Source organism: Streptomyces sp. JLBG701 (assembly GCF_058544905.1).
In genome coordinates, this window is record NZ_CM178588.1 from 17203 (window position 1) to 39334 (window position 22132).

The 22132-nt window shown below is 70.5% G+C and carries 20 protein-coding genes and 1 pseudogene; 14 read left to right on the forward strand and 7 right to left on the reverse strand.

The genetic code is table 11. The features are described 5' to 3' along the window. Window positions 1-247 precede the first annotated feature (247 nt). The gene (locus AC5DRG_RS00125) at window positions 248-562 is read right to left on the reverse strand and encodes a helix-turn-helix domain-containing protein (protein WP_491807221.1); all 315 of its coding nucleotides are present in this window, start codon (window positions 560-562) and stop codon (window positions 248-250) included. Beyond that, a complete protein-coding gene (locus AC5DRG_RS00130; protein ID WP_491807222.1) occupies window positions 559-1623 on the reverse strand; it encodes a tyrosine-type recombinase/integrase in 1065 nt (354 codons plus the stop codon). The genes AC5DRG_RS00125 and AC5DRG_RS00130 overlap by 4 nt, the downstream gene beginning before the upstream one ends. A gap of 146 nt (window positions 1624-1769) precedes the next feature. Between AC5DRG_RS00130 and AC5DRG_RS00135 the strand changes: the two are divergent. The 5 genes and pseudogenes from AC5DRG_RS00135 to AC5DRG_RS00155 all read left to right on the forward strand — a co-directional run. Continuing rightward, window positions 1770-1921: pseudogene (locus AC5DRG_RS00135) on the forward strand (ATP-binding protein); the annotation flags it as partial. A 105-nt stretch (window positions 1922-2026) separates the two neighbouring features. Next, window positions 2027-2737 (forward strand): N-acyl homoserine lactonase family protein, encoded by a 711-nt coding sequence (locus AC5DRG_RS00140; RefSeq protein WP_491807223.1) that lies wholly within the window; start codon window positions 2027-2029, stop codon window positions 2735-2737. Between the two features lie 258 nt (window positions 2738-2995). Next, window positions 2996-3340 (forward strand): hypothetical protein, encoded by a 345-nt coding sequence (locus AC5DRG_RS00145; RefSeq protein ID WP_491807224.1) that lies wholly within the window; start codon window positions 2996-2998, stop codon window positions 3338-3340. 126 nt (window positions 3341-3466) lie between these two features. Beyond that, window positions 3467-4183, forward strand: coding sequence for a hypothetical protein (locus tag AC5DRG_RS00150; RefSeq protein WP_491807225.1), 717 nt, complete (start codon window positions 3467-3469; stop codon window positions 4181-4183). Window positions 4184-4534: 351 nt separating this feature from the next. Beyond that, window positions 4535-5449 carry a replication-relaxation family protein gene (locus AC5DRG_RS00155; RefSeq protein ID WP_491807192.1) on the forward strand — a complete coding sequence of 305 codons (915 nt, stop codon included), beginning with the start codon at window positions 4535-4537 and terminating at the stop codon, window positions 5447-5449. A 265-nt stretch (window positions 5450-5714) separates the two neighbouring features. Here the strand turns inward: AC5DRG_RS00155 and AC5DRG_RS00160 are convergent, their stop codons facing one another. The 4 genes from AC5DRG_RS00160 to AC5DRG_RS00175 all read right to left on the reverse strand — a co-directional run bounded on the left by AC5DRG_RS00160 (window position 5715) and on the right by AC5DRG_RS00175 (window position 9257). Next, window positions 5715-6386 (reverse strand): nucleoside 2-deoxyribosyltransferase domain-containing protein, encoded by a 672-nt coding sequence (locus tag AC5DRG_RS00160; RefSeq protein WP_491807191.1) that lies wholly within the window; start codon window positions 6384-6386, stop codon window positions 5715-5717. After that, a complete protein-coding gene (locus AC5DRG_RS00165; RefSeq protein ID WP_491807190.1) occupies window positions 6383-6580 on the reverse strand; it encodes a hypothetical protein in 198 nt (65 codons plus the stop codon). Before AC5DRG_RS00165 ends, AC5DRG_RS00160 begins: the two co-directional genes overlap by 4 nt. A 161-nt stretch (window positions 6581-6741) precedes the next feature. Then, window positions 6742-8202 (reverse strand): hypothetical protein, encoded by a 1461-nt coding sequence (locus tag AC5DRG_RS00170; RefSeq protein WP_491807189.1) that lies wholly within the window; start codon window positions 8200-8202, stop codon window positions 6742-6744. Beyond that, window positions 8199-9257, reverse strand: a complete 1059-nt coding sequence (locus AC5DRG_RS00175; protein ID WP_491807188.1) for a hypothetical protein — start codon at window positions 9255-9257, stop codon at window positions 8199-8201. The genes AC5DRG_RS00170 and AC5DRG_RS00175 overlap by 4 nt, the downstream gene beginning before the upstream one ends. 924 nt (window positions 9258-10181) lie before the next feature. On the opposite strand from AC5DRG_RS00175, the gene AC5DRG_RS00180 reads away from it, so the two are divergent. The 5 genes from AC5DRG_RS00180 (at window position 10182) to AC5DRG_RS00200 (ending at window position 14264) form a co-directional block, all read left to right on the forward strand. Beyond that, window positions 10182-11420 carry an IS30 family transposase gene (locus AC5DRG_RS00180; protein WP_491807186.1) on the forward strand — a complete coding sequence of 413 codons (1239 nt, stop codon included), beginning with the start codon at window positions 10182-10184 and terminating at the stop codon, window positions 11418-11420. A gap of 182 nt (window positions 11421-11602) precedes the next feature. After that, complete coding sequence (locus AC5DRG_RS00185) at window positions 11603-12262, forward strand: conjugal transfer protein (protein WP_491807185.1); 660 nt, start codon at window positions 11603-11605, stop codon at window positions 12260-12262. A gap of 175 nt (window positions 12263-12437) precedes the next feature. Further along, complete coding sequence (locus AC5DRG_RS00190; protein ID WP_491807184.1) at window positions 12438-13370, forward strand: hypothetical protein; 933 nt, start codon at window positions 12438-12440, stop codon at window positions 13368-13370. A 277-nt stretch (window positions 13371-13647) separates the two neighbouring features. Next, window positions 13648-13926 carry a hypothetical protein gene (locus AC5DRG_RS00195; RefSeq protein WP_491807183.1) on the forward strand — a complete coding sequence of 93 codons (279 nt, stop codon included), beginning with the start codon at window positions 13648-13650 and terminating at the stop codon, window positions 13924-13926. Continuing rightward, the gene (locus AC5DRG_RS00200; protein ID WP_491807181.1) at window positions 13923-14264 is read left to right on the forward strand and encodes a hypothetical protein; all 342 of its coding nucleotides are present in this window, start codon (window positions 13923-13925) and stop codon (window positions 14262-14264) included. Before AC5DRG_RS00195 ends, AC5DRG_RS00200 begins: the two co-directional genes overlap by 4 nt. 17 nt (window positions 14265-14281) lie before the next feature. Here AC5DRG_RS00200 and AC5DRG_RS00205 read toward each other — a convergent pair whose 3' ends face one another. Next, window positions 14282-15502 (reverse strand): IS110 family RNA-guided transposase, encoded by a 1221-nt coding sequence (locus AC5DRG_RS00205; protein WP_491807180.1) that lies wholly within the window; start codon window positions 15500-15502, stop codon window positions 14282-14284. Window positions 15503-15741: 239 nt separating this feature from the next. On the opposite strand from AC5DRG_RS00205, the gene AC5DRG_RS00210 reads away from it, so the two are divergent. From AC5DRG_RS00210 to AC5DRG_RS00225, 4 genes are read left to right on the forward strand one after another with little or no spacing between them, the layout of a single operon-like run. After that, window positions 15742-16317, forward strand: a complete 576-nt coding sequence (locus tag AC5DRG_RS00210) for a hypothetical protein (RefSeq protein WP_491807227.1) — start codon at window positions 15742-15744, stop codon at window positions 16315-16317. Beyond that, window positions 16314-19001, forward strand: a complete 2688-nt coding sequence (locus AC5DRG_RS00215; RefSeq protein WP_491807228.1) for an ATP-binding protein — start codon at window positions 16314-16316, stop codon at window positions 18999-19001. The genes AC5DRG_RS00210 and AC5DRG_RS00215 overlap by 4 nt, the downstream gene beginning before the upstream one ends. Beyond that, complete coding sequence (locus tag AC5DRG_RS00220) at window positions 18998-19354, forward strand: hypothetical protein (protein ID WP_491807229.1); 357 nt, start codon at window positions 18998-19000, stop codon at window positions 19352-19354. Before AC5DRG_RS00215 ends, AC5DRG_RS00220 begins: the two co-directional genes overlap by 4 nt. Window positions 19355-19356: 2 nt before the next feature. Further along, window positions 19357-22119, forward strand: coding sequence for a hypothetical protein (locus tag AC5DRG_RS00225; RefSeq protein WP_491807230.1), 2763 nt, complete (start codon window positions 19357-19359; stop codon window positions 22117-22119). Window positions 22120-22132: the final 13 nt, after the last annotated feature.

Sequence of the window (22132 nt, forward strand, 5' to 3'; positions counted from 1 at the left end):
GGTGGCGGCCGGAGAGCGCACCGGCCGGCCGCAGGTGGTGCAGGTCCGCGAGCAGTTGATGCACCGTCCGGTGTCTTTCTGCAGGACCCGTGACTTTCGGCAGGTCGGGCAGGGTGTTCGGGTGGCTTCGTCCTTGAGCCGGGCGGTGCAGCGGCAGCAGTAGTCCCGGCCGATGATCCCGACCGACGCCCCGCAGCCGACGCAATCCCGCTGTCGCATGCCCATCGTCGCTCCGTCCCCGTTCGCGTCAGATCGGAGGCATGGACCGGCCGGTGGCTGAGGCGGCCCGGGGCAGCTCTGCTGCTGGTCGGGCGGGGGCGGCGGGGTGTTGGACGGGGGTGGTGTCGACCTCGATCAGGTCGTTGGGGGTGCATTCGAGCGCGGTGCACAGCGCGGCCAGGGTCGACATCTTCACCTGCGAGGGCTCCTTGGTGAACAGCGCCGACACCGATGCTGAGGACAGCTCCAGGCCGGCCCGTTCGGCCAGGAGCCGCCGCAGTTGGGCGCCGGTCCAGACCTCGCGCTGGGCGGCGGCGATCCGCAGCTTCCACTTGATGTTCACGACGCGGGATCCTCTCCGGTGAGCTCGCTGAGGGTGCTGGTCACCGCACGGCGATAGGCGTCCTCGATGAACGTGGCCGAGGGCCGGACGTATCGCATGGTTGAACTGACGGTCCAGTGACCGAGGAGTTGCTGGATAGCCACCAGGTCCACGCCGCGTTCGTAGTTGTGGGTCGCGCAGGCCCGGCGCAGGGCATGCGGGCTGAAGCGGTTGGCGGCCGGGCGGCCTTCGAGTTCCATCAGATAGCGCAGCCGGTTGCGGACGGTGCCCTGGTGGAGGTGGCCGCCGGACTCGTCGGCGAACAGCGCGGGCGAGTGGGGGAACTTGCCGCGCACGTCGTCCAGGAACCAGTGCAGGACCAGGTCCAGCTGGTCGAGCATGGGCACCCAACGCGGCCGCGGCCCGGAGGTGTGGGCGCCCTTGCCGAAGCGCACGTGCAGTTTTCCGAACGGGCCGCGGTCGAAGTGGACATCGGGGCGGTCCAGGCGCGCTGCGTCGTCCGAGCGCAGGCCGGCGTGATACAGCGTCCGGAACAGCGCATAGTCGCGGGCGGCGGGTGCGTACTTGCGGGCGGTGGCGATGCGGGCCTTGAGGAAGGCGAAGAACTCCTCGACGCGCTCCGGGGTCGGTGGCGGCAGCAGAGCTGGCGAGTCGTCGCCGACATGGCGCGAGGCGTTGAACTCGTCGACCGGGCAGACCAGCCGGATCCCGAACGCGGCCTCGATCTCCACGGCCTTGCGGGCCTGCAGGAACCGGTGGAAGCCCTTGAAGATCTGGACATAGCCACGGCGGGTGGACGGGGCACGCCCGTCCACCGCCAAGCCGCCGACCACGCGGTCGATGTCCTCAGGAGTGACGTCCCAAGCGGGCCGGCCCAGGGCTGGCAGCGTCCGCTCCAGCAGGCCGGTGTCGTTCTCGATGGTCACCGGGCTGAACCCGCGGGCCCGCCAGGAGGCCACGAACGCTTCCACGCATAACGCCTGGAACTCCCACGGGTCCAGGGCAGCTGGCAGGTCAGGGACTGCTCGGCCCTCGATCACCCGCAGACGCGACTCCACCATCGGGCACACCTTTCTCGCACCTGATGAATGAAGGTAACGCCTTCAAAAGCATGCTGTCAGCGAGACAATCAAAGAGACGCCCAGGACCCGCCTACGGCCAGGTGACAGGGCAGACTCCTCGCGGGGAACAAGTGCCAGCCCCAGTTGGCTGGACCAAGACCTTCACCGACCCGAGGCTCTGCGGCCATCGTCGACCGGCTGACCTTCGGCGGGCAACCTGATCCAGACCGGCACCGAATCCTACCGCCTCGCCATCACGCAGGCCCGCGCCGCTGCCCAGGACTCCGCCGCAGGCTGAACCCTGCACGTGAATCGCACGCCTTGCGGCCGATGGGGTCGGTGGTGGTTCTGCCCTCGGCAGACTGGCCGACCGGAACACACCCAAACCTGCCAGGCTGGCCGCATGGGGAAGAACATGTCGGTGCGTCGGCTCGATCTGGGGTACTTCATCCGGCCCGCGTCGGAGACCGGCGGCCCGCAGCCGCGGGTCGAACCTGTGCTCGCCTACCTGGTGCAACACGATCACGGCCTGATCCTCTTCGACACCGGCATCGGCAAGGCGGACCCCGAGACCGAAGCCCATTACCGTCCCCGACGCCGAGACCTGCAGGATGCCCTGTCCGCGGCCGGAGTCGCTCTTGACGACATCTCCCTCGTCGCGAACTGCCACCTCCACTTCGACCACTGCGGCGGGAACCCTCTCCTGGGCGGCAAGCCCATCCTGGTCCAGGACGTCGAGCTGGCCACGGCCCGCAACGGCGACTACACCTTCGACGAACTGATCGATTTCCCCGCCGCGTCCTACGAGGAACTCGCCGGTGAGGCCGAGATCTGGCCGGGCGTCTGGATCATTCCGACACCAGGGCACACCCAAGGGCATCAGTCGCTGGTCCTTCAGCAAGGAGACGGCACGGTAGTCCTCGCCGGCCAGGCGCACGACTTCGCTTCCCACTACGCATCGCACCAGCTGGCCCGCCAGGCGGCACTTCACGGCGTGGAGCAACCGCTTCCCGCCTACCAGCACTGGCTGGAGCGACTCGCCGACTTCGACCCACGACGCGTTCTCTTCGCTCACGACTGCTCGGTCTGGGAACCGTCACAGAGCACCTTCTAGGACAGGCCAGACGACTCCAAGCCGCATCGCACAAACGGGCGGCGGCATTCACCGTCAACGCCTGCGAACGTCGGCTGCCCCCGCCGAAGTGGTGTCAGTTCTCATCGATATTTCGCGGCCCTGTGATCGACAAGTGGTGTTCAGACTCGTCGACAAGTGGTGTCCGTTTCCACCTACAAAGCCAGCCGTGCGACGGGTGTGCCGCTCCGCTCTGAGATTCCCCAGGCGTCTCTGATCTTTTTGAAGGGCATACTGCTGATGGTGACGACGCCCACCCAGCGCCTCCTCGACCTCGCCGCGGCCACACCGGCCCGCCGCGCCGGGGACCTGGCGCTGCTCCTGCGCGAAGCGAGCGAGCTCTACCAGCAGGGCTTTGAAGACCTGCGCGACACGGTGGCCGCCCGCTTCGCCGGGCAGTCCCCCGGAGATCTGGTGGCGGCCGTGAACACGGCCGGCATGCCGTGCGACGTATCGCAGGACCGCGACGAACTGCTCCTGCTGCTCGCCCTGGCCGAGTGGGAGATGACGCCGGCGGCCCTGGCCTACACGGAGATGGCCCAGGACGCGGCCTGCCGCGGTGTGTGCCTGATCCCCGAGGAATGACGTCTTCCTCGAGCCGCCCGGGAAAGCCTGGTCGGCGTGCTGGACCCCCACCCCAAACTCCTGCCATTATGTGAGTTGTGAGCCGGGCAGGCCGGCTCACCCACCGACAGGACGGACGGCTCTGCCATGACCTCGCGCCGTGAGCCTCGCCTGGCCGACGCCGCCGAGATCGCGGCCGAACACGACCTGACACCCGCCCGGATCAGCAGCCTCTACACCGACCGCACGGAAAACGCCGCCGGCGTGCCCTTTCCTGAGGTCGCCGGCATGCGCGGCCGCGCCCGCCTGTGGGACCACACGCAGGTCACCGAGTGGTTCGCCCACCGAACGCCGGCAAGACTCCAGGAACACACACCGCCCTCCCGCGACCCGCAGGAGTTGCTGAACGCGGCAGAAGCCTCGCGGTTCCTCGGCTACAAGAACCCCAACCAGGTCACCACCTACGTCCGCGACCACCCCGGCTACTTCCCCGACCCGGATGTCGTCGAAGAGAAGGGCACGGCCGAGAACCCCTATGTCCGGAAGCTGTGGCGTGTGCAGACCCTCCTGGACTGGATGGACACCCGGCCCGGAAGCGGCAGACGCGCCGACGCCGGCCGCGCATCCTCGCTGCCCGATGTCCCCGTCGACGGAGATCCCGACGAACTCCTGGGGGCAACCGCGGCGGCCGCCCTGCTCGGGTACAAGAGCGTCGGCTCCTTCTCCAGCAGCCTTGCCCAGGGCAACCTGCCGCTGCTGAAAACCGTGGACGGGATCGCCGAGAACGCCGGGCGCCAGAACGGACGCCGACGGTGGACCCGCCGACGCATCCTCCAGCAGGCCGCCCAGCGGTCCAGGAAGTAGAACCCGGCGGTGAGCGCAATTCCGCCCACCGCCCCAGAAACGCGACAGCCGGTTACGGGCCGTTGGTCCCTTGCGGGCCGGGTGTCGCACGATGGCCGGCATGGCGTGGCTCGCCACCACGCCCCGCAGCAGCACCTGCTGCTGCGGACCGGCCATCGCCGTTTCCCAAGGCCGCCGCCATGGGCTGTTCCTGCCGCGGACCGCGGGTGCCCCTGAGAGTTCGCCCAATCTCGCGGTCGGGGCCGTGGTCGCCGTCCATGGCCCCGCCCACGAGAACGTTCTTGGGTCGTGACCTTGGTCGGGGCCACGTGGTCGGGGGTTGGGTCGGGGGCGGCGGGTTGCCTCATCTCCATGACCAGTTCCACACCAGGCGCTCCGTCCGCCGAGTTGGCCCCCAGCCCCGCTGAACCGCTCCGGTTGCAGATCCTGACCGCGCTCGCCCTGCACCGCATGGCCACGACCGGCCAGTTGCGCCAGATGCTGCGGCCGGACGGCTCCCGCCAGCTGTTCTCCCGTGCGCTGAACAAGCTGCGCTCCACGGGTTTCGTCGACCTCACCCCGCTTCCGGACGCGAACCGGTCGCGGACCCACGCCTGGTACCTCACACCAGAAGGGTCGCGACTGACCCGCGATCTTCCTGTCCTGCGGGGGCGGCCGCCGTACCCCATCACCTCGACAACCGCAGCGTCGCTGAAGACACCGCACACGCTCACCGTGGTACGCGCCCACCTGCCCTTCGCAGCTGACGCGCGCCGGCTCGGGCACGAGCACGGCCCGTGGGACTGGACTCCCGAGGTTTCTCACCACGTCGGTGAGGGCGAGCGCCTTGTGGCCGACGCCGTCATGCACTACACCGTCGTCGACGGCGGACACCGCCGGAAGCTGCGCGCCTTCGTGGAGGTCGATCGCAGCACCATGAGCAGCGAACGCCTGGCCGTGAAACTGATCGAGTACGCCCGGCTGTGCCAGTACGAAGCCCAGCCCGTCGGCCGCCGCAGGCCGACCTCCACCGGTCCTGCCTGGCTCAGGTGGTATCCCGTGTTCCCCCGCGTCCTCTTCATGCTCACCGGGGCCTCCCGGGCCAGGCTGGGAAACAGAATCAGCGATCTGCAGGCGATGGTCGCTCAGCACCCGCTCGTCGCGGCCCTCGCCCGCGAAGTTCAGCTGGGAGCCTGCGTCCTGGAAGACATCGAGCAGCACGGTCCCTCTGCGGCGGTGTGGATGCCGCTGGCCGGAGGCGAGCCTCGCCCGTGGACCGCCTTGTGATGAGCTTGTCGTGTAACGCCATAGGGCGGTTAGGGCGCGGCCTGAGGGCCGTTGGCCAGCTTCCCAGCGCGGAAGCGAGCCGGCCCTGGAGTGCTGGATCTTGCACTTCGACGGCGAGGCGCTAGTCCTCTCCCCCGCAGCCAGTACGTTCAGCCAGGTGCGGAGTTCAGCGAACGGGCGGCGCAGACCGCGTATGCCGCTGCGGGCAACCGGCGGCGGCGCGCTGGATGGCCGGCGACGCCGCACCGGTGAGGGGCGGCCGTTTTCACGGGGTGCGCCTCATCTCCGTCTGCCGGGCGTCCGCGCAGTTCTCCCGCACCTGCCGTGCCAAGGCCTGGAGTTCCGCGAAGTCCTCGTGGGAAAACGTCCCGTTGGCGGGCAACGCCTCCATCGCCTCCTGTGCCCGGTGGAAGCCGCTCTCGGGGTCCCCGAGCGAACGTAGCCGCTGCGCCTCCGCGATCAGGCTGCGCACCCGCTGCGCCACGGCCGCCGCGGCGGCGGTCCGCACGGTGTCCTCCAGCCGGTCGTGGACCTCGATCTCGGGCCGGGCGTACCGGAGTTGGGCAACCACGTCCAGGCGGCGCTCGTAGTGCGGGTGCGCGCCGACCGCGAGGGTGGCATCGCGGGCGGCATGGGCCCCGAGTTCGTACAGCACGACGGGCTGGAGGGTGTCCGCGCAGAACCAGAACAGGATGACGGCGGCCCGGTGCAGCGCGGCGTACTCCCACGCCACCTGCTCGCCGTGGGCGGCCGGGTCGCCGGCGGGAAAGTGAGCGCGGCGGGGGTTGAGGACGGCGGCGGGGCAGTCGAGTGCCTGCAGCTGATGGACCGCATCGCGCTGCCAGTCGGGGCAGCCGGTGATGCCGCCGCCCAAGAACAGCACGGGTTCCTCGAATCCCGGGCTGTCGTAGACGGCCGGGGCCTCGATGTACCTCATGCCGCGCGGGGCCCGCTGTGCGCCGGGCAGATCGCCGCGTCGGACACCGAGAGCGGAGTGGGCTTGCGGTAGCTCCGCCCCGCGGGCAGCTTCGCCCGTTCGCCCTCCCACACCAGCGGCAGACTCGCCTGCTCGGTGCAGGGACCGGTGAAGGTGGCGGTGGCGTTGTGGTGGCACCTGACGGTCAGTGTCATGGTCGGCAGCGTACGGGTACGGGCCGATCGGCAGACTGGCTTCAGGAACGAGAGTCGGGCGCACTCGCGAGCCTTGGGTTCCAGAGGTGGGGGCAGAAGTCGTTCCCGAAACCGGCAGGGCTCGGGGGCGTCGGCCGTCGCCGCCCCAACGGGGGTGGTTGCTACGCGTGGTGGAAGAGCGGGGGCAGCAGGCCATCGCCCGGCCAGAGGTCCTGTTCGGCTACGAGGACGGCGAGGTACATGTCGACCTCGGCCAGGACGGCGGCGCGCTCCTTCGGCCCATAGGTGCGGAACTGGCCGGCTGCGGCGTCGAAGACGCTGACGTGGTTGTGCGGGCCGGTGATGACGAGGGCGCGCCCAATCTCGGGGAGGCCGAGGCTGAGGGCGTCGCACTCGGCTGCGCGGACGAGGTGCAGGAGGTCGGTGGTGACCTTCTCCCAGTCGCCGACGTAGGGCCAGTCGGCGCCGCCGCCCAGTTCGTGGGTGAGGGTGGACAGCGGGATGATCTCGCCCGGCCGGCGTCCCTGGGTGAGGCGGTCGTGGATCTTGGCGCCGTCGGGCTGCCGTACCTCGGGATGGAGCAGGGAGTCGGCGGCTACCAGGGTGGTGTTGATCTCCTGGGTGCCATCGCCGGGGTAGTACGGCTCGTGTGCGAAGAGGAGATAGACGTCCGTGGTGCGGACTGAGTCGTCGGACGGGGCCTGGGTCATGGGGCGGTATCCCTTCAGCGGTGAAGTGCCCGGCGCGCTTCGAGGTGCTGGCTGTGCCGTCGGCTCGAAGCCGGACGGCAGCGGGCCCAGCGGGCCTTCGGGCCCGTGGGGTTGGTTCGCGTCGCTGGAGCGGGCCTCGGTGCGGGTGCGGTCCAGGATCTGGGCGACTTGGCCGGCGAGCTGGAGCATCAGCCGCTCGCGGTCGATGAGTTGAGCCGAGGCCGAGCGGGTGTCCTCGGTCTGGAGCAGGCCCGCGGCGTCCCACAGCAGGTTCTGGCCGACCTCGGCCGAGCGGCGCAGTGCGTAGCGGTCGCTGTCGGCGGCCGTCTGGAGGAGGAAGGTGTGCAGGGCGGCGAGGCGCTGCAGGTACTGGCAGGCGGCATCGCCTTCGACGCGGCGGACGTGTTCGCGGGCCCGGTCGTCGAGGCGGTCGGGCAGATGCTCGGTGAGGAGCGGGGCGAGCAGCATCGCCGGCAGCACCAGGTCGGCGGGGAGGCCGCGGCCCAGGGCGAGCAGGGCCGTGATGAGGCTGAGCACCCCCACGGCGGCCGCGGAGAGCCGCAAGGATGCGGGGCTCTCCGCAGTCAGGGCGATGCGGTGGGCGGGCCGCCTGGTCAGCCAGCGCACGGCCAGCCGCTGGGTCAGCGTCGCGCCCGGGGTGAGCACCCCGATCTGCCGGGGACGCCCTGGCACAGACCCGTCCCCGGGCACGGTCCAGGCCAGCCACCCCCACCCGGTGCGCTCGTACACGAGCACCGGCTCGCACCTGCCCGTGCACGCGGTGTCGCCGCAGACGTGGCCCCAGGACAGCGCACGGTCTCGTTCCTCCTCCCACCGTTTCGGATCGCGGTCGAAGGGGCGGAGGGGCTGCTGGGGTGCCGTCCGGGGTGGTGTGGGGATCGTGTCCGTCATGAGGTGCTCGCTTCCAGAAGGTCGGTCACAGCGGTGAGGGCGGAGGTGCAGGCGGTGCAGCGGCCGTCGCCGTCGGGGTGGGCGCGGCGGGGAGTAGGTCCTGGGCAGGTGCGGCACAGCGGCCAGTCGAGGCAGGCCGGGCAGAGGTCTTGGCCGGGGGCGGTGCCGGGCCTGCCGCAGCCCGCGCATTCGACGAGCGCCCGGCAGACGATCGCCTGGAAGACCGTGCGGCCGGCACCGGCCGTCGTTACGGGCTGCGCCTGCAGCGGGCGTTCGTCCGTGGCGACGCGGGCGACGCGGGCGACGCGGGCGACGGGCAGCGGGTAGTTCTGGGCGGAGCGCAGCCGGGCGGCGACGATCGCGTCGACGCAGGTCCGGATCCTGCTCGGCAGCGGGCGGCTGGTGATGACGCGGCGCAGCTGCTCACAGCTCCAGCCGGCGTCCAGCATCGCGGTCATGATCCGGCCCTGGTCGTACAAGGCCTTCTCCTGCAGCAGCAGTTGGGGATGGGCCGCGCCGATCGACAGCAGCAGCCCGGTGCCCGGGTCCAGAACCTGCGCCGCAGGCGTGACCCGCGGGGGCGGCGCCGGGCGGCCGGGTGTGCGCTCGCCGCGGGCGCACGGAGGGACGGTTGTGGTGTTCTGCTGGTTGGTCTTCTTACTGATGGTGTTCTTTGTGGGGCGGTCAGCCAACGTAGGGTTATCCAGTCCTGGATTTCCCGACTCTGGCTGCGACCTGGTGTGTTGCAGGCTGGGCAGGTCGGTGATGACGTACGTGGCCGAGCCGAGGGTGCCATCGGGGTTTCGGTCGCGGTCCCGCCGCAGGAAGCCGTAACGCTCCAGCTCCTTCAGCCCACTCGCCACCGCGTCCACGCCCTCGCGGCCGCGGCGGGCCAGGTCCGAGACCGTCATGTGCCAGCCGTCGCGGTCGGTGCTGACCAGCCCGAACAGCCCCTTCACCTTGAAGGACATGCGGCCGTCGCGGAACAGGCCGTTGGCGATCTGGGTGAACTGATCGCCGGCCATCACGCCGCGACGGACCCGTGCTCCGTTCACCGCGCGACCCGCAGTGCGCCGGAGCGGCCCGCGCCGCTCGCGGACGCGAGACGGCCGGCGCCGGCGCGCGAGGGGACATGCGTGAAGTCCATGGAGGCAGCTCACCCGCCGACACCGACCAGGACGGCAGCCACAACCCCCGACCACCCATCACGATCCGGCACCATACGAGCCGGGCCGCCAGGGTCGGGTTCGTGATCGGCCCCGACCAGCCGCCGGGCAGGCGCCACGCAGGCGACGCGCGAGCGGCGCGCAAGCGGCGCAGGCGACGCGCGGCGCTCATGACCACAGGGTGGTGGGCGATCGGTCGCGGCCGGCTCGCGCGCGCATCCGACCGTGCAGGTCGTCCCGGAGACGTCCACCGCGCCCCGAGCTGTATGCGGTGACGGCAGCGAATCCGCTCCGAAGGAGCTGCGGCGTACGGCCTTGAACCCGTGACCGGCCACATCGCCTCTGCCGATCCGCGACACCCCTCTTGATCCCGGGACTGAACGAGGCCTCCGGTGAAGGCGGCCCCAGCCACCAGCCGGGCCGCGCGGCCCGCGTTGAACGTCGCTCTCATCCCCGTTGCGCAATCGGTGCGCACTGCCGGCTGCGCAGCCGTGGCCGGGGCGCTGCGCACCACGCCCCGGGTCGTGCCCAATCGACGTGCGCGCGTGACTGCGCAGCCGGGCCTGCGCCGTAGGCCTCGCGCTGCGCATCCGCCCTTCCAGTGCCCAGTCCCACCGGGGGGGCGGGAGGCGGGAGACTGCTCGTCCGCGGGATTCATCACGGTGCGCACTGCGGCGCCGGCCACCCCGGCCACCATGTGATCCCCGCCCCGAGGCGGAGCTCCCCGGGTGCGAAATGCCGCGGCCGGGTCTGCGGCCGGGTCTGTGGCCTGAGTTCTAGTGGTCGTTGCAACACCTCAGCTCAGAGGTGGCAATGGACTTCGAGATTCGTGGTGGCCGGAGGCCTCAGGGGAACAGACCGCTGGTCCGAGAACGGGAGACATACTTCCGACTTGTGGATCAAGGAATGAGCTTTGCCGAGGCTGCCAGGGCCGCCGGCATCAGCGTCCGAACCGGCGAGCGGTGGCGAAACGGACGAGGCGCATCGGGTCGGTTCAAGGCGGCGCCCCCGGTCAACGCGGCATCACCCGTCGCTGAGCCGACGCCAGTTCCTCCTTCGCGCTATCTGCGCGAGGCCGATCGCATCCACATGGCCGACCGGCTGCAGGAGAAGGCCACCATCCGGGCGATCGCCGCCGAGCTGGGCCGCAGCCCATCGACGATCAGCCGCGAAATCCGCCGCAACCGCACCGTCCTGGCCAACGGCCGCTGGCGCTACCGTCCCTTTGCCGCCCAGCGCCGAGCTGACGCCCGGCGGCCTCGCCCCAAGACCGGGAAGATCGGCCAGAACCCGGAACTGCACGACTTCATCCAGTCCCACCTGGCCCTGCGCTGGAGTCCCGAGCAGATCTGTCACGCTCTGCGCAGGCGCTTCACCCATCGGCCGGAGATGCACGTGACCCACGAGACCATCTACCAGGCCCTCTACGTCCAAGGCCGCGGTGAACTCCGCCGCAAACTAACCCAGGCTCTGCGCACCGGACGTGCCATCCGCCGTCCTCGCCGCCTGGCCGACCGGCGTCGCTCCCGCGCCGTCAAGAACATGGTCATGATCAGCGAACGGCCCGCCGAGGCAGCCGACCGCGCTGTCCCCGGGCGCTGGGAAGGCGACTTGATCGTCGGCCCCAGATCCCGCTCCGCGATCGCCACCCTGGTCGAACGCAGCACCCGCTACCTGATGCTGGTCCACCTGCCCGACGGCCACAGCGCCGCAGCCCTGCGCGACGCCCTCATCACCACCGTCAAAACCTTGCCGCCCCACCTGAAGCGATCCTTGACCTGGGATCAGGGCACCGAGATGGCCGCTCACCACGGCTTCAGCATCGCCACCAACGTCCCGGTCTACTTCTGCCATCCCGCCAGCCCCTGGCAGCGCGGCTCGAACGAGAACACCAACGGCCTGCTACGCCAGTACTTCCCCAAGGGCACCGACCTGTCCGCACACACCCCCGAGCACCTTTACGCCGTCGCCGCCGAGCTCAACAGCCGCCCCCGCAAAACGCTCGACTGGGAAACCCCAGCCGAGCGTCTGCATAAACTGCTCGCGACTTGATCAACTCACCGCGTGTTGCAACGACCCCCTGAATCCACCGTGGTCGGCCCGACCACGGCCCCCACCACGGGTTCGTGTCCCCTTCGTAATCGTGGTCGGGCCTTCATGGTCGGTGGTCGGGTCGGGGTCGGCAGGTTGTCTCGGGTCACAAGCAACACCTCGCTTTGACCTGGGAGTTCGGAATGTCTCGTGCCAAGCAGACGCCGGATGAGCAGGCTGCTCCTCCGACCGCTGCCGGGGCTCGGCTGCAGCAGATGCGGCGGCGGGTCCGCCTGGGCCACCTGGGCGCGTGGGCCGCGGTGGCGGCCGGCCCGATCGCGCTGGCCCTCACCGTGGCCACGCCAGCGACCCTGGTCCCTACCGCCCCCGCGACCCAGCCGGCCACCGTGAAGACGGCCGCGGCGGCCGATCCGGCCGGGTACGCCACGGTGTTCCTCGACGCTTGGCTGCGCAGCCGTGCGGGCGCCGAGAGCAGTACGCAGGCCCGGCTTGCGCAATCGCTGGGCCCGGACGCCGGTCTTCCCGAGTCCTGGAATGCGCAGCCCGAGCCGGAGTCGGTCGTGGCGGTGCGCAGTGCACAGCAGACCGGCGAGGCATGGTCGGTGACACTTGCTGCGCAGTACGCCGACGGACCGGTGCGCTACTACGCCGTGCCGGTCGCCGCCGATCGCGAGGGCGCCTCGTTCACGGTGGCCGGTGCGCCGGGCGTGGTGGCCGGTCCGGCCCGGGCCGAGGTGGCAAAGTCGTCGTACGGCGTGACGATCCCGGAGGGTGATCTGTCCTCCGCCGTCGGGGAGTTCCTCGCCGCCTACCTGACCGGTACCGGAGATGGGGATCTCTGAATTCGGCCAGGACCGCTCGTCGCCTCACTCGGTCCGGCGTTCAACGGAGTGAGGACCTTCAACGAGTACGGCGCGTGTTTCCGGCCGGGGCCACCGACTCGTGGAGTGCGGGGGGGGTGTTGGACGGCCAAGGGGGCCATGGGGGCCCCACGCAGCAGCCGTCTACGCTCTCCGCATGCAGCGCAGCGACGTCACGCGGGACGACGGCACGTGGGTGGGCCTGTCCCTGGACGTACACGACCGCCACCCGCCGGGGCTGCGCGTGTTCAGCGCCGGCCCGCGACTGTTGGTCTCCCAGCCGTCGCGGCCTGTGTTGCTCGCCGTTGTCGACGAGCCACTCCAGGGCGTGGACTTCTGGCGCACCGACGAGTACCGCTCCTTCGTCCCGCCCTTGCGCGCCGATGTGGGACGCGCCCTGGCGGGCAGCCCGGAACGGTGGGCTCACCGCTTTGCCCAGTACCTCATCGACTCACCAGCCAGCCCGTTGCATGAGGGCCGGTGGCTACTCTCGTGCGACAGTCCGCTCCTGCGCTGGCGCCACGCCGACACCTCGCATGCCAAGTACTGGAGCTCGATGCTCGTCGACGGCCATCCAGACGGATACATCGACTGGTTCGTCCATTCGCATTCGTGGGAGGTCCTTCCGCTGCGGCCAATGCCCGATGCCGACGACAGCCGGGTCAAGGCGTACCGCAAGCAAGCCCGTGAAGGGACACTCCCACCCGTCCTGTTGTGGTGGGTCAGTGGCCTGGACTGCCATCTGATCCTGGACGGTCACGCGCGGTTCGCCGCGGCGATCGCCGAGTCCGTCGAGCCTCCGCTACTGCAGTTGCACCGCACGGTGTCGCGCGATGACCTGGCCGCGCGCGTCAATGATGCCGTGGGCTTCTACGAGGACGAACTGGCACGCTTCGCCGAACTCCGCGCCATCCATGGCCCCACCGTCCCGGACGGCGCCGCCACCGCCGGCCCGCAGCTCGTCCGCCTCCTCCACGACCTGAACACCACGGAACAGCCGACCTGGGCCTGGCCCCTGCCCGGCGGGGAAGATCAGTGGCGTCGCATCGCACGCGAGGTGACAGCCAGCCAGGACTGGCTCCGTATCTGAGTCTTGCCGAATCTCTCCAACTAACCGTTACATCCAGGCACACCGCCGACCGCCAGGGACGCGCACACCGCAACGAAGGGTCCCTTTCCCGGGCACGGGCTCTCACACGTAGGCGAGCTCTGGCTCCAGCCGCCCTCAGCAGGCGGTCCGCGGCCGAGTTGGTCCGCCCACCTGGAGCTGGCTGGCTATCAGGCGACGTGGGGAGATCCCCTGAGCAGGTCTGGGGCCACCGCCGAGCAGGAGATGGCCGAATTCAAGGAGCGCCATCACCGGAGAGGTGGGCCGCTACCTCGCGCCCGGCGTGACGCTGTCGGCCGTCTCCCCCGCCCCGTACGCGGCGGTCTCCGTCCAGCAGATGTCCGCCGCCGAACAGGCGGCGGCCGCCGAGAAAGTGCCTGCCGACGGCACGAGGGTGCGTGTCCTCGTCCAGGCGGAAGCCCGGGACACCGGCGGCCGGTGGCCGCTGGCGTACGAGCTCACGCTGAAAGCCCGCTCCAGCCGGTGGGAAATCGCGGCGCCGGAAACCGGGACCGCCCGGGACGGCGGTGCGCGGTGAACACGGTGCACAGCGTGATGCTCGCCGGGCAGCTGGACCACCTCGGCGACTCATGGATCTCCATGTTCCAGGACTGGGCGACCAAAGGACTGCAGGCCGGCCTGATCTGCCTCGTCGTCATCCTCATGATCCAGATGCGCAGCCTCAAGGCCGGGATCGGCGCCCTCCTCCTCATGATCATCGCGCTGGGGCTGTACAACTCCCGCGAATCCCTCGCCAACATGTTCGAGGACGAGGTCAACAACCCTGCCAAGAGCGCACCCCCTGTCCCCGGCGCCGCGCATGGTCCCGGTCCGGTCGTGCGGGAGCACTCCGCCGGTGCGGGAGGCCGGCCGTGAGTTCCCTGAGTCAACCTCTATGCCGCAGCGACCGCCTCGGGAGCCCGTTTGATCTTGTTGTTGGCTTGGTGCGTGTCGGGGTCGTAGCAGGTTCCGTCGCGCCAGCAGGCCCACATCACTCGCAGCCAGGCTCGCGCGAGGATGCGGGCGGCGTGGGGGTGACGTTTCTTGTCCGCCCGGGCGTCGTTGTAGATCTTCGCGGCCCAGTCACTGGCGTGCCGGCTGTTGTCGGCGTAGCCGACGATGGCCAGGCGGGCACGGCGGTTTGCAGCGTAGCGGAAGGTCACCACACGGGACTTGCCGGACGCCCGGGTCACCGGAACGACCCCGGTCTCGGCGATGAACTGCTCGCTGGTCCGGGAGCGCTCCAGGATCGGGCCGATCTCACCGATGATCTGCCCGAGGTTGACCGTCCCGATACGGGGCATGGTCGCGAACAACTGCGCATAGGGATGGGTGGCGACCGCGTCGGCGATGGCCTCGTCCAAGGCCCGGATCGTGGCGCGGATGCTCTTGACCAGCTGGACCTGCACACGGACCAGCTGCTCGACCACGCTGTCGCTGAGCCGGGATGCCGACTTGGGCGCGGAGCGCAGACGTTCGATGAGGACGCTGCCGGGCCTCTTGCCGGAGTAGCCGCGGCGCTTGCACCAGGCTTCAAGGCGCCCTGCGGTGAGCTTGGCGGCCAAGGCCGGAGTCGGGTAGCGCTCCAAAAACGCCAGGGCAATGTCGCTGTGCAGGGTGGCGAAGACGGCCTTGCCACCGGGCCAGTGCATGTCCAGCCGGGCCGCAAGCTGGTTGACAGCGGCGATGCGGGCAGCCATGTGGTCGGCCCGCTGCCGGGTCAGGGCCTGCAGCTCCATCGTCGCCCGCTCGGTCGGCTCCAGGCGCGGCAGGAAGTGCCCGTCGGTGCGCAGATAGTCGGCGAGCTTGAGGCTGTCGCCAGCGTCCGTCTTGGCCTTGGCCGCGCCCCAGCGCGGGCGCATCGCATGGAAGGCGTTGGGGTGCACCGGCACCACTGGGTGGCCTGCGGCCAGCAGCCGGTCCACCACCAGGCCACGGGTGGTCTCGATCGCGACGGGCAAGCCCGCCGGATCGCCGTACTTGGCCAGCTTCGCCAGAGTCCGGGCGATGCCTTCCTCGGTGTGCGCGAACTCCCAGCGGTCCACGCGGGCACCGGAGTTGTCCATGACCGTCACGTCGTGGGTCTCGGTCGCCCAGTCCCAGCCGATGTACACGAAAGAAGCACCTCTGTGTCGTGCGCGAAGCACCTGCCCGGTGGTGAGGACGTCTGCCGGGAGCTCATTAATCGGCCCTCTGCGGGGCGTGTCCCTGATGCCGATCAGACGGCCTCGGCCCGGCGGGGCTGGCACAACTCACAGTGGCCGTCGAGCAGCTCGCGCGGCAAGCCATGCACCCACCGGGACCGAGAGGTCACAACCCTACTCGTGAGGGCTGCAGAAGGGATGGTCCTCTAATGAGCGCGGCCGCCGCCGGGCGGGTGGGACGCTTCTACACCGCGGCCCGCCGCCATCCCTGGGTGCTGGGGAAGGTCGCGGACTGGAAGATCCCCCTCGGCCCGTACACACCCACGCAGATCGCGGCCGCCGTCATCGGCGGCCTCCTCCTGCTCAAGACCATCAGCTGGTGGTCGATGCTGGGGCCGATCCCGATCGTGGCCTGGCTGCTGACGATCTGGGCCGTGCGCCGGCCGAAGATCCGCGGACGGGCCCCGATACAGGCCGTGCTGGGCTGGATGCTGCTGGGCCGGCAGCCACAGGGAGGCCGGATCGGCGGGCGCGCCGCCCGCGACCGTGCTCCCCACCCGCTGTTCGGCGGCTTCACCATCGAGGACACTCCCGGCCCCGATCCGGCAGCCACACCGTCTCGTACGCCCCGGCAGCGCACCAGCCGGGAGTCGCACCCCAGCCCGGCCGCAACTCGCTCGTCAACACGCCGCCGTACGGAGCTGGCCGTTCCCGCGGTGGTGGGGCCGGTGTCGGGTGTGCAACAACTGCTCGCGCTCGCTGAGCAGGCTGGGGGTGTGCGGTGAGGGTGCCGATCCGCCACATCGCCGGGCACCTGGTCTGGTCGACGTACGGCAGCGTGTGGGCCCTTTACCGGCTTCACCCGGGCCCGGACGCGCAGGGACAGCAGGAGGAGACCGTCCGGGGCACGTACGTGCCCGCCGCGGTCCGCGACGAACAGCTCGCCAAGATCGCGCATTTGGTGCGGTCCCTGTCCGGAGCACCGCGGTTGTTCGGGCTGTGCGCCCAGGTCGATCCCGGCGAGATCGCCCTGCGGATGATCGAGGGCATCGAGCCGGCCGACGAAGTACCGGGCACGGGAGCGCACCCGTGGGTGGAAAACGTCGAGGCGACCCTGGATCTGCTGGACGACCAGGAGATGCACCGCCGGACCCTGTGGCTCGCCGTGCCGCTGCAGACCGAGACCGCCGGCCTGCAGATGGCAGCGTCCCTCGGCTCGGCGTGGGCCGAGATCGCGCCGATGCTCGGCATACGGCCGGTGCCCGTGGCACGGCGCGAGGTGAGCCTCTACCGCGAGCAGGCCTCCCGCGTGGAAGCCGCCCTCGCCGGCGGCATCGCCTTCCGCCCCGCCCGCCCGGCGGAAATCGTGTGGATGATCCAGCACGCCCTCCACCGCGGCCTCGACGAGCCGCTGCTGGCGGAAGCCGAGACCAGCTCTCTGTACGGCGGGCAGATCCACGAGGGCATACTACGCTCCCCCAGCTACGCCGACCTCGGCCAAGTCCGCCTGCAGGAAGGTGGCCTCGACCCCGAGCTCGACGACGTCGACGATCTGGGGAGCGCGGGCCGGATCACAAGGTCGGGCCGCAAGGCCTGGTGGCGGCTGAATACCGGCTCGCCGCTCGGGCGGCGCTGGCTGCAGGTCGAGTCCGACTCCGGAGTGGGTTACCAGGCGCAGTTGGCGCTGGCCGAGTGCCCGCCCGCCGTCAGCCAGGACTCAGCCAACCTGTTCGCCCAGCTGGAGCTGCTCGACTTTCCCGTCGACTACACCGTCGACCTCACCCTTGTGCCCGCGGACAAGGCCCGCGACCAGATCCGGCGCAAGAAAAACGAACTCATCGACCAGGCCGACCAGTACGACGCCCGCCCCACCGGCATGCCCGCCTCGCTCACCGAGGCCGCCCGCGACCTCGGCGAGCTGGACGCCCGCCTCTCCCGCACCAGCGTGGAAGTCGAGGTCCAGTCCGTCACCGTCCTGACGGTGTGGGGCCCGACCGCCGCCGTCTGCGACGCCCGGGCCCGCGCCCTGGCCGCCCTGCTCGGCGGCGCCGACTACCGCGCCGTACGCCCGGCCGGCCTGCAGGAAACCCTCTTCACCCTGGGCCTGCCCGGCACGGTGCGGCCCGGTGTGGTACGGGAGTTCACCCAGCACCAGATCTCCGAAGACTGGGCGCTGGGCGGTGCCTTCACCGTGGGCGAGGTCGGCGACCCGAACGGGATGTTCCTCGGCATCGACCTGGACAGCGGCACCACCCGCCCCGTGATGATCAACGTGGCGGACGCGCCCAAGGTCGACGCGTCCGCCTCGATGGGCATCGTCGGGGATCTCGGCGCGGGCAAGAGCGTCCTGCAGAAACTGATCGCGGAGGCGGTGTGGGCGCGCGGCGGCTGCGCGATCTGCATCGACCGTACCCCCGTTCGTGAGTGGGCCACCTTTGCCCGCACCGCGGCAAAGGGCCGCGTCCAGATCATCGACGCCGCCCAGGCCGAAGTGTCCATCGACCCGCTGCGGATGTTCACCGGCCCCGAAGGCCGCCATTACGCCCTGTCCTACCTCACCCTGCAGCTCGGGATCGGCCCGATGAGCACCAACGGTGAGGTCCTCCACCACGCCGTCGAGCAGGCGGCGGCCGGCCCTCAGCCGTCCATGCACCGTGTCTTTGAGGCCCTTGAGGAGATGGCGACGAGCGAGGCGGGCAAGCGGCGGGACGCGGCTGCGACCCTTGCCGGCCTCATCCGTGTCGTTGCCACCAACTCCCTGGCGGCGATGGTCTTCGACCCGACGCTGCCGCCGGTACGGCTGGACGCCTCCGGCAGCACCGACATGATCGTGATCACCACGACCGGGCTGAAGCTGCCGCCGAAGGCCGCGTTCGACAAGCCGGAGGTCCTGCACCAGCAGCCGCTGGAAGCTCTGATCGGCCGCGCGGTGCTCTACCTGATCGCCGCGATCGCCCGGCAGACCGCGTTCGAGGACCCCGAGCGGTTCACCCAGGTCGTCCTGGACGAGTTGTACTGGCTGACCTCGTCGGCCGAGGGCACCGCCCTGGTTCACGAGATCCTCCACGACGGCCGCAAGCACGGCGCCGGGCTCCTGGCGGGCTCACACGACGCCGAAGAACTCGGCCCCGACCGCGGCCTGATGGCCTACCGCGCGCTTGCCCGTACCACGAGCCGCGAACGCGCCCGCCGCGGCCTGGAGTTCGTCGGCCTCGACCCGAACGACCCGGAGCTGCTGCGGCTGGTGACCACCGGCCTGTCCCCCGTCGGACAACGCGGCCGCGAAGGCGAGTTCCTGCTCACCTGCCCGCGGCAGAACACCGGCCGCCTCAAGGTCTCCATCCCCCGCATCGATCGCATCACGACTTCCATCACCACCACGCCAGGACGCCGCACGAGCGCCGCCCCGCCCTCCGTACCTGGCCCCGGTCAGGCCGTGGATGCCCGTCCGAAGGGACACGTCCGATGACCACTTCGTCCTGGGACCGCTCCCGGCGCGTCGCCACGGCCGCGAGTGCCCTCACCGTGATCGCCGTCGTTGTCGGCGCGGTCATCCTCGCCCTCGGGGTGAGCGTGCCGGAAGCGTGGTGGCCGCACACCGGGCAGGCCTTCGCCACCGGTTCACCGGTCGCGCACGAGGACCCGTGCGACCTGATCGTGGGACCCGCCAAGGCGTACTGCGAACGCGACACCACATCGTCCGCTACTGCCGCGCGGCCAAGCGCTGCCGGTGCTGCGTGGAGGCTCGCGGTAGTCGGCGCGGGCCTGGCCGCCCTCGCGGTGTGGCGCCGCCGCAGCACCAGGCAGCAAGGGCGGCGCTGAACATGTGGCGTACAGACCGCAGTACCCTCCGCTCGGCCGGCACCGTCCTGCTGCTCACGGGCGTGTTCCTCATGGTCAACACCCAGGTCGTGTACGCGGCCAGCAGCAACAGCGAGACCGGAGACCTCCTCGCCCCGCTGAACATCACCTCTTCCGAGGGCGTGGCCATCAACGGCTACGAGTTGAATGCCGCAGGCGGCTCCGTCATCGACTTCAAATCCCAGGCCCTCGCCTTCGCCCTGTCCGGCCTGTTCACCCTCATCCGGCTCCTAGTCGGGCTCGCGGGCTGGGCAATCGAGGTCGCCTTCCGCTTCCCGCTGCTGAAGATCCTCATCCGCCCCGCTCAGAAGGTCGCCGACGCCTACAACAACGTGGTCGTCGACACCCTCGGCCTCAAGGGGCTGCTGCTGGCCTGGGCGTTCGTCTTCGCCGGATTCATGATTGTGCGCGGCCGGGTGGGCCGCGGTCTGGGTGAAATCTTCCTGACCCTGCTGATCGCGGCATTCGCCGCGTCCGCGTTCGTACGCCCCGACTACCTCCTCGCCCAGGACGGCCCGCTGGGACAGACCCAGCAGGTAGCCGCCGAGGTCGCCAAGGAGAGCGTCAACTCCTACAACTGGGGCGGCAAGCTCGCCAGCCTGGACCCGTGCGCCGGCCTGGCCGGCAACGCCGAACTCAAGTGCCTGGAGCGCGAATCCGAAGCCCCGGTCTCCTCCACGGACGTGGACCGCCCCCTCCAGGACTCGATCACCAACGCGCTGGTCGTCAAGCCGTACATGCTGCTTCAGTACGGGCGCATCCTCGACCCGGCGAAGGCATCCGACCGCAAGGCGTACGCGGTCCACCTGAAGTGGATCACCGGGGGCTACAAGGCGGGCACTGATGACGGCGACGAGGACCAGGACAACGATCCCTGCGACAAGATCTACGGCCCGGCCAAGAAGTACTGCGAGCGTGACAGCGGTTCGTCCACCAGCGCCGACGATGATCTGCCCGCTCTCACACCGGGCGGGCAGTTGCTGGATGCCGCCCAGGCGGTCGTCAACGAACAGGACCAGGAGTTCAACGCCTTCCTCGACGACCTGAACAGGGCCGGCCCGGTCGGCAAGTCGTGTGCCGACTATGCCGAAAAGCCCACCTGGTGGCGGGTCGGCGGCGCCGCCCTGCTGCTGATCGCCGCCCTGTTCATCTGCGGCATGCTGCTGTCCTCCGCGATCGTCCTGCTGGGCACCCAGGGCATCTGCGCGGCGGCCGCGGCCGCCGGCGGGGTCACCTTCGTTGCGGGCATGCTGCCCGGGCCGGCCCGTCAGTCGGTGTGGAAGTGGCTGTCGATCTGGGGGATCTCGATCCTCGGCATGGTCGGGGTGTGCGCGTTCGTACCCTTCTTCGGCATCGCCGTGGACGCCACCATCACCAACGGCCCCGACCTGATGGTCGAACGGATCCTCCTGATCGACGTGCTCGCCATCGCCGGCGCGGCCGGGCACCGCCGCCTGCTGACCGGCATCACCTCCTTCGGCCATCGCATGGCGATGCGGATGCGCTACGCCAAAGTCGGCGGCACCCACATGCCCGGCGACACCTCCGAACTCGGCGCCGCCCTCGCCATGAACTCCCCCGCCGCGATGGGCGCTTACGCCGGTGGACTGCGTGCCTTCGCGGGCGGTGGTGGCCGGTACGGGATGCTCGGCACCCGCCAGCGCCTGATGGGCGCGCTCAGCTCCTTGCTCGACGGCGCGGGCATGCCAGTGGACACCGGCGGACTCCTCGCCGACGCCGCTGCTGAGGCAGGACGCGGTCTCGCCCCGCTCACCGCCGCCGCAGCCGTCGGCGGACTGGGCGCCCGGCTCGGCGGGAAGGGCGCGCACTGGCTGCTGATCGGCCGCCGCCCCGACAGCGAACAGCTGGCCAAGTGGCGCAAGCCCACCGCCGACGGCGACCCGGACACAGGCGGCCCGTCGGACGGTGGCGACGGCTCGGGCGGCACGGGGCCACGTCAGCCCGGAGGCCCACCCGACCGCTACCGCAACGAGCAGGGCCAGATCGTCGACCGCGACACCGGCCAGGTACTGCACGACCAGAACACCGACCGCACCCTGCTGTCCACGCGCGCCCACAACCGGCTGGTGCGTTTCCGCGGCTACCGCATCCTGAACCGCGCAGGCCGAACCGCCTACGGAGCGACGCTAGCGCTGCCGACCACTGTGCGCCGGGCCCGGGAAGGCGGTTCGCACTACACCCAGGACGCCCGCCAGCAGGTGCGCGTGTGGGGCAACACCATCCGCGAAGACAACCGCGCCTGGGCCGACACCAGACGACATGTGTCCCAGGTGATTCGAGACCACACGGACGACAACGGCGGGACGGGCTCCTTCGTCAGCCGTCGCCTGCCGACCACAGCCACACCGCCCTCTGCCCCCGCTCGGCCCACTCGGTCGACGGCCGCGCCACGGCCAAGCGCGTCCGCGTCGCCGGCCTCGGCCAGCCCTCCCCCGAGCGCCCCGCCGACGTCCCCGGCACGGCTCGGAGGCGATGCGCCCCGGCGTCCGGTCAGCCCGGCACCGGACAGGTCCAGGCCGATCTTTCCCGGCGGCGGAGGCGCTTCCAGCCGCACCCGTGACCAGGCACGAGCCCGCTTCCAGGAGTTGCTGCGGCGGACCTCGGCTGATGCCGAACACCTGCGCCAGGAGCAGGCCCGGCGGCGGGAACGGGATCACTTCGAAGAGGAGCGGCTGCGCCAGAGCCAGGACGGTGAGGACGAGTGAGGACGGCCCGGCG

Coding starts and splice junctions, on each gene's coding strand:
- AC5DRG_RS00190 (WP_491807184.1), top strand. CDS start 12,438: ATGCAGCGCAGCGACGTCACGCGGGACGACGGCACGTGGGTGGGCCTG.
- AC5DRG_RS00210 (WP_491807227.1), top strand. CDS start 15,742: ATGAGCGCGGCCGCCGCCGGGCGGGTGGGACGCTTCTACACCGCGGCC.
- AC5DRG_RS00150 (WP_491807225.1), top strand. CDS start 3,467: ATGACCTCGCGCCGTGAGCCTCGCCTGGCCGACGCCGCCGAGATCGCG.
- AC5DRG_RS00170 (WP_491807189.1), bottom strand. CDS start 8,202: ATGACGGACACGATCCCCACACCACCCCGGACGGCACCCCAGCAGCCC.
- AC5DRG_RS00160 (WP_491807191.1), bottom strand. CDS start 6,386: ATGAGGTACATCGAGGCCCCGGCCGTCTACGACAGCCCGGGATTCGAG.
- AC5DRG_RS00155 (WP_491807192.1), top strand. CDS start 4,535: ATGACCAGTTCCACACCAGGCGCTCCGTCCGCCGAGTTGGCCCCCAGC.
- AC5DRG_RS00180 (WP_491807186.1), top strand. CDS start 10,182: ATGGACTTCGAGATTCGTGGTGGCCGGAGGCCTCAGGGGAACAGACCG.
- AC5DRG_RS00130 (WP_491807222.1), bottom strand. CDS start 1,623: ATGGTGGAGTCGCGTCTGCGGGTGATCGAGGGCCGAGCAGTCCCTGAC.
- AC5DRG_RS00185 (WP_491807185.1), top strand. CDS start 11,603: ATGTCTCGTGCCAAGCAGACGCCGGATGAGCAGGCTGCTCCTCCGACC.
- AC5DRG_RS00165 (WP_491807190.1), bottom strand. CDS start 6,580: ATGACACTGACCGTCAGGTGCCACCACAACGCCACCGCCACCTTCACC.
- AC5DRG_RS00225 (WP_491807230.1), top strand. CDS start 19,357: ATGTGGCGTACAGACCGCAGTACCCTCCGCTCGGCCGGCACCGTCCTG.
- AC5DRG_RS00140 (WP_491807223.1), top strand. CDS start 2,027: ATGGGGAAGAACATGTCGGTGCGTCGGCTCGATCTGGGGTACTTCATC.
- AC5DRG_RS00220 (WP_491807229.1), top strand. CDS start 18,998: ATGACCACTTCGTCCTGGGACCGCTCCCGGCGCGTCGCCACGGCCGCG.
- AC5DRG_RS00145 (WP_491807224.1), top strand. CDS start 2,996: ATGGTGACGACGCCCACCCAGCGCCTCCTCGACCTCGCCGCGGCCACA.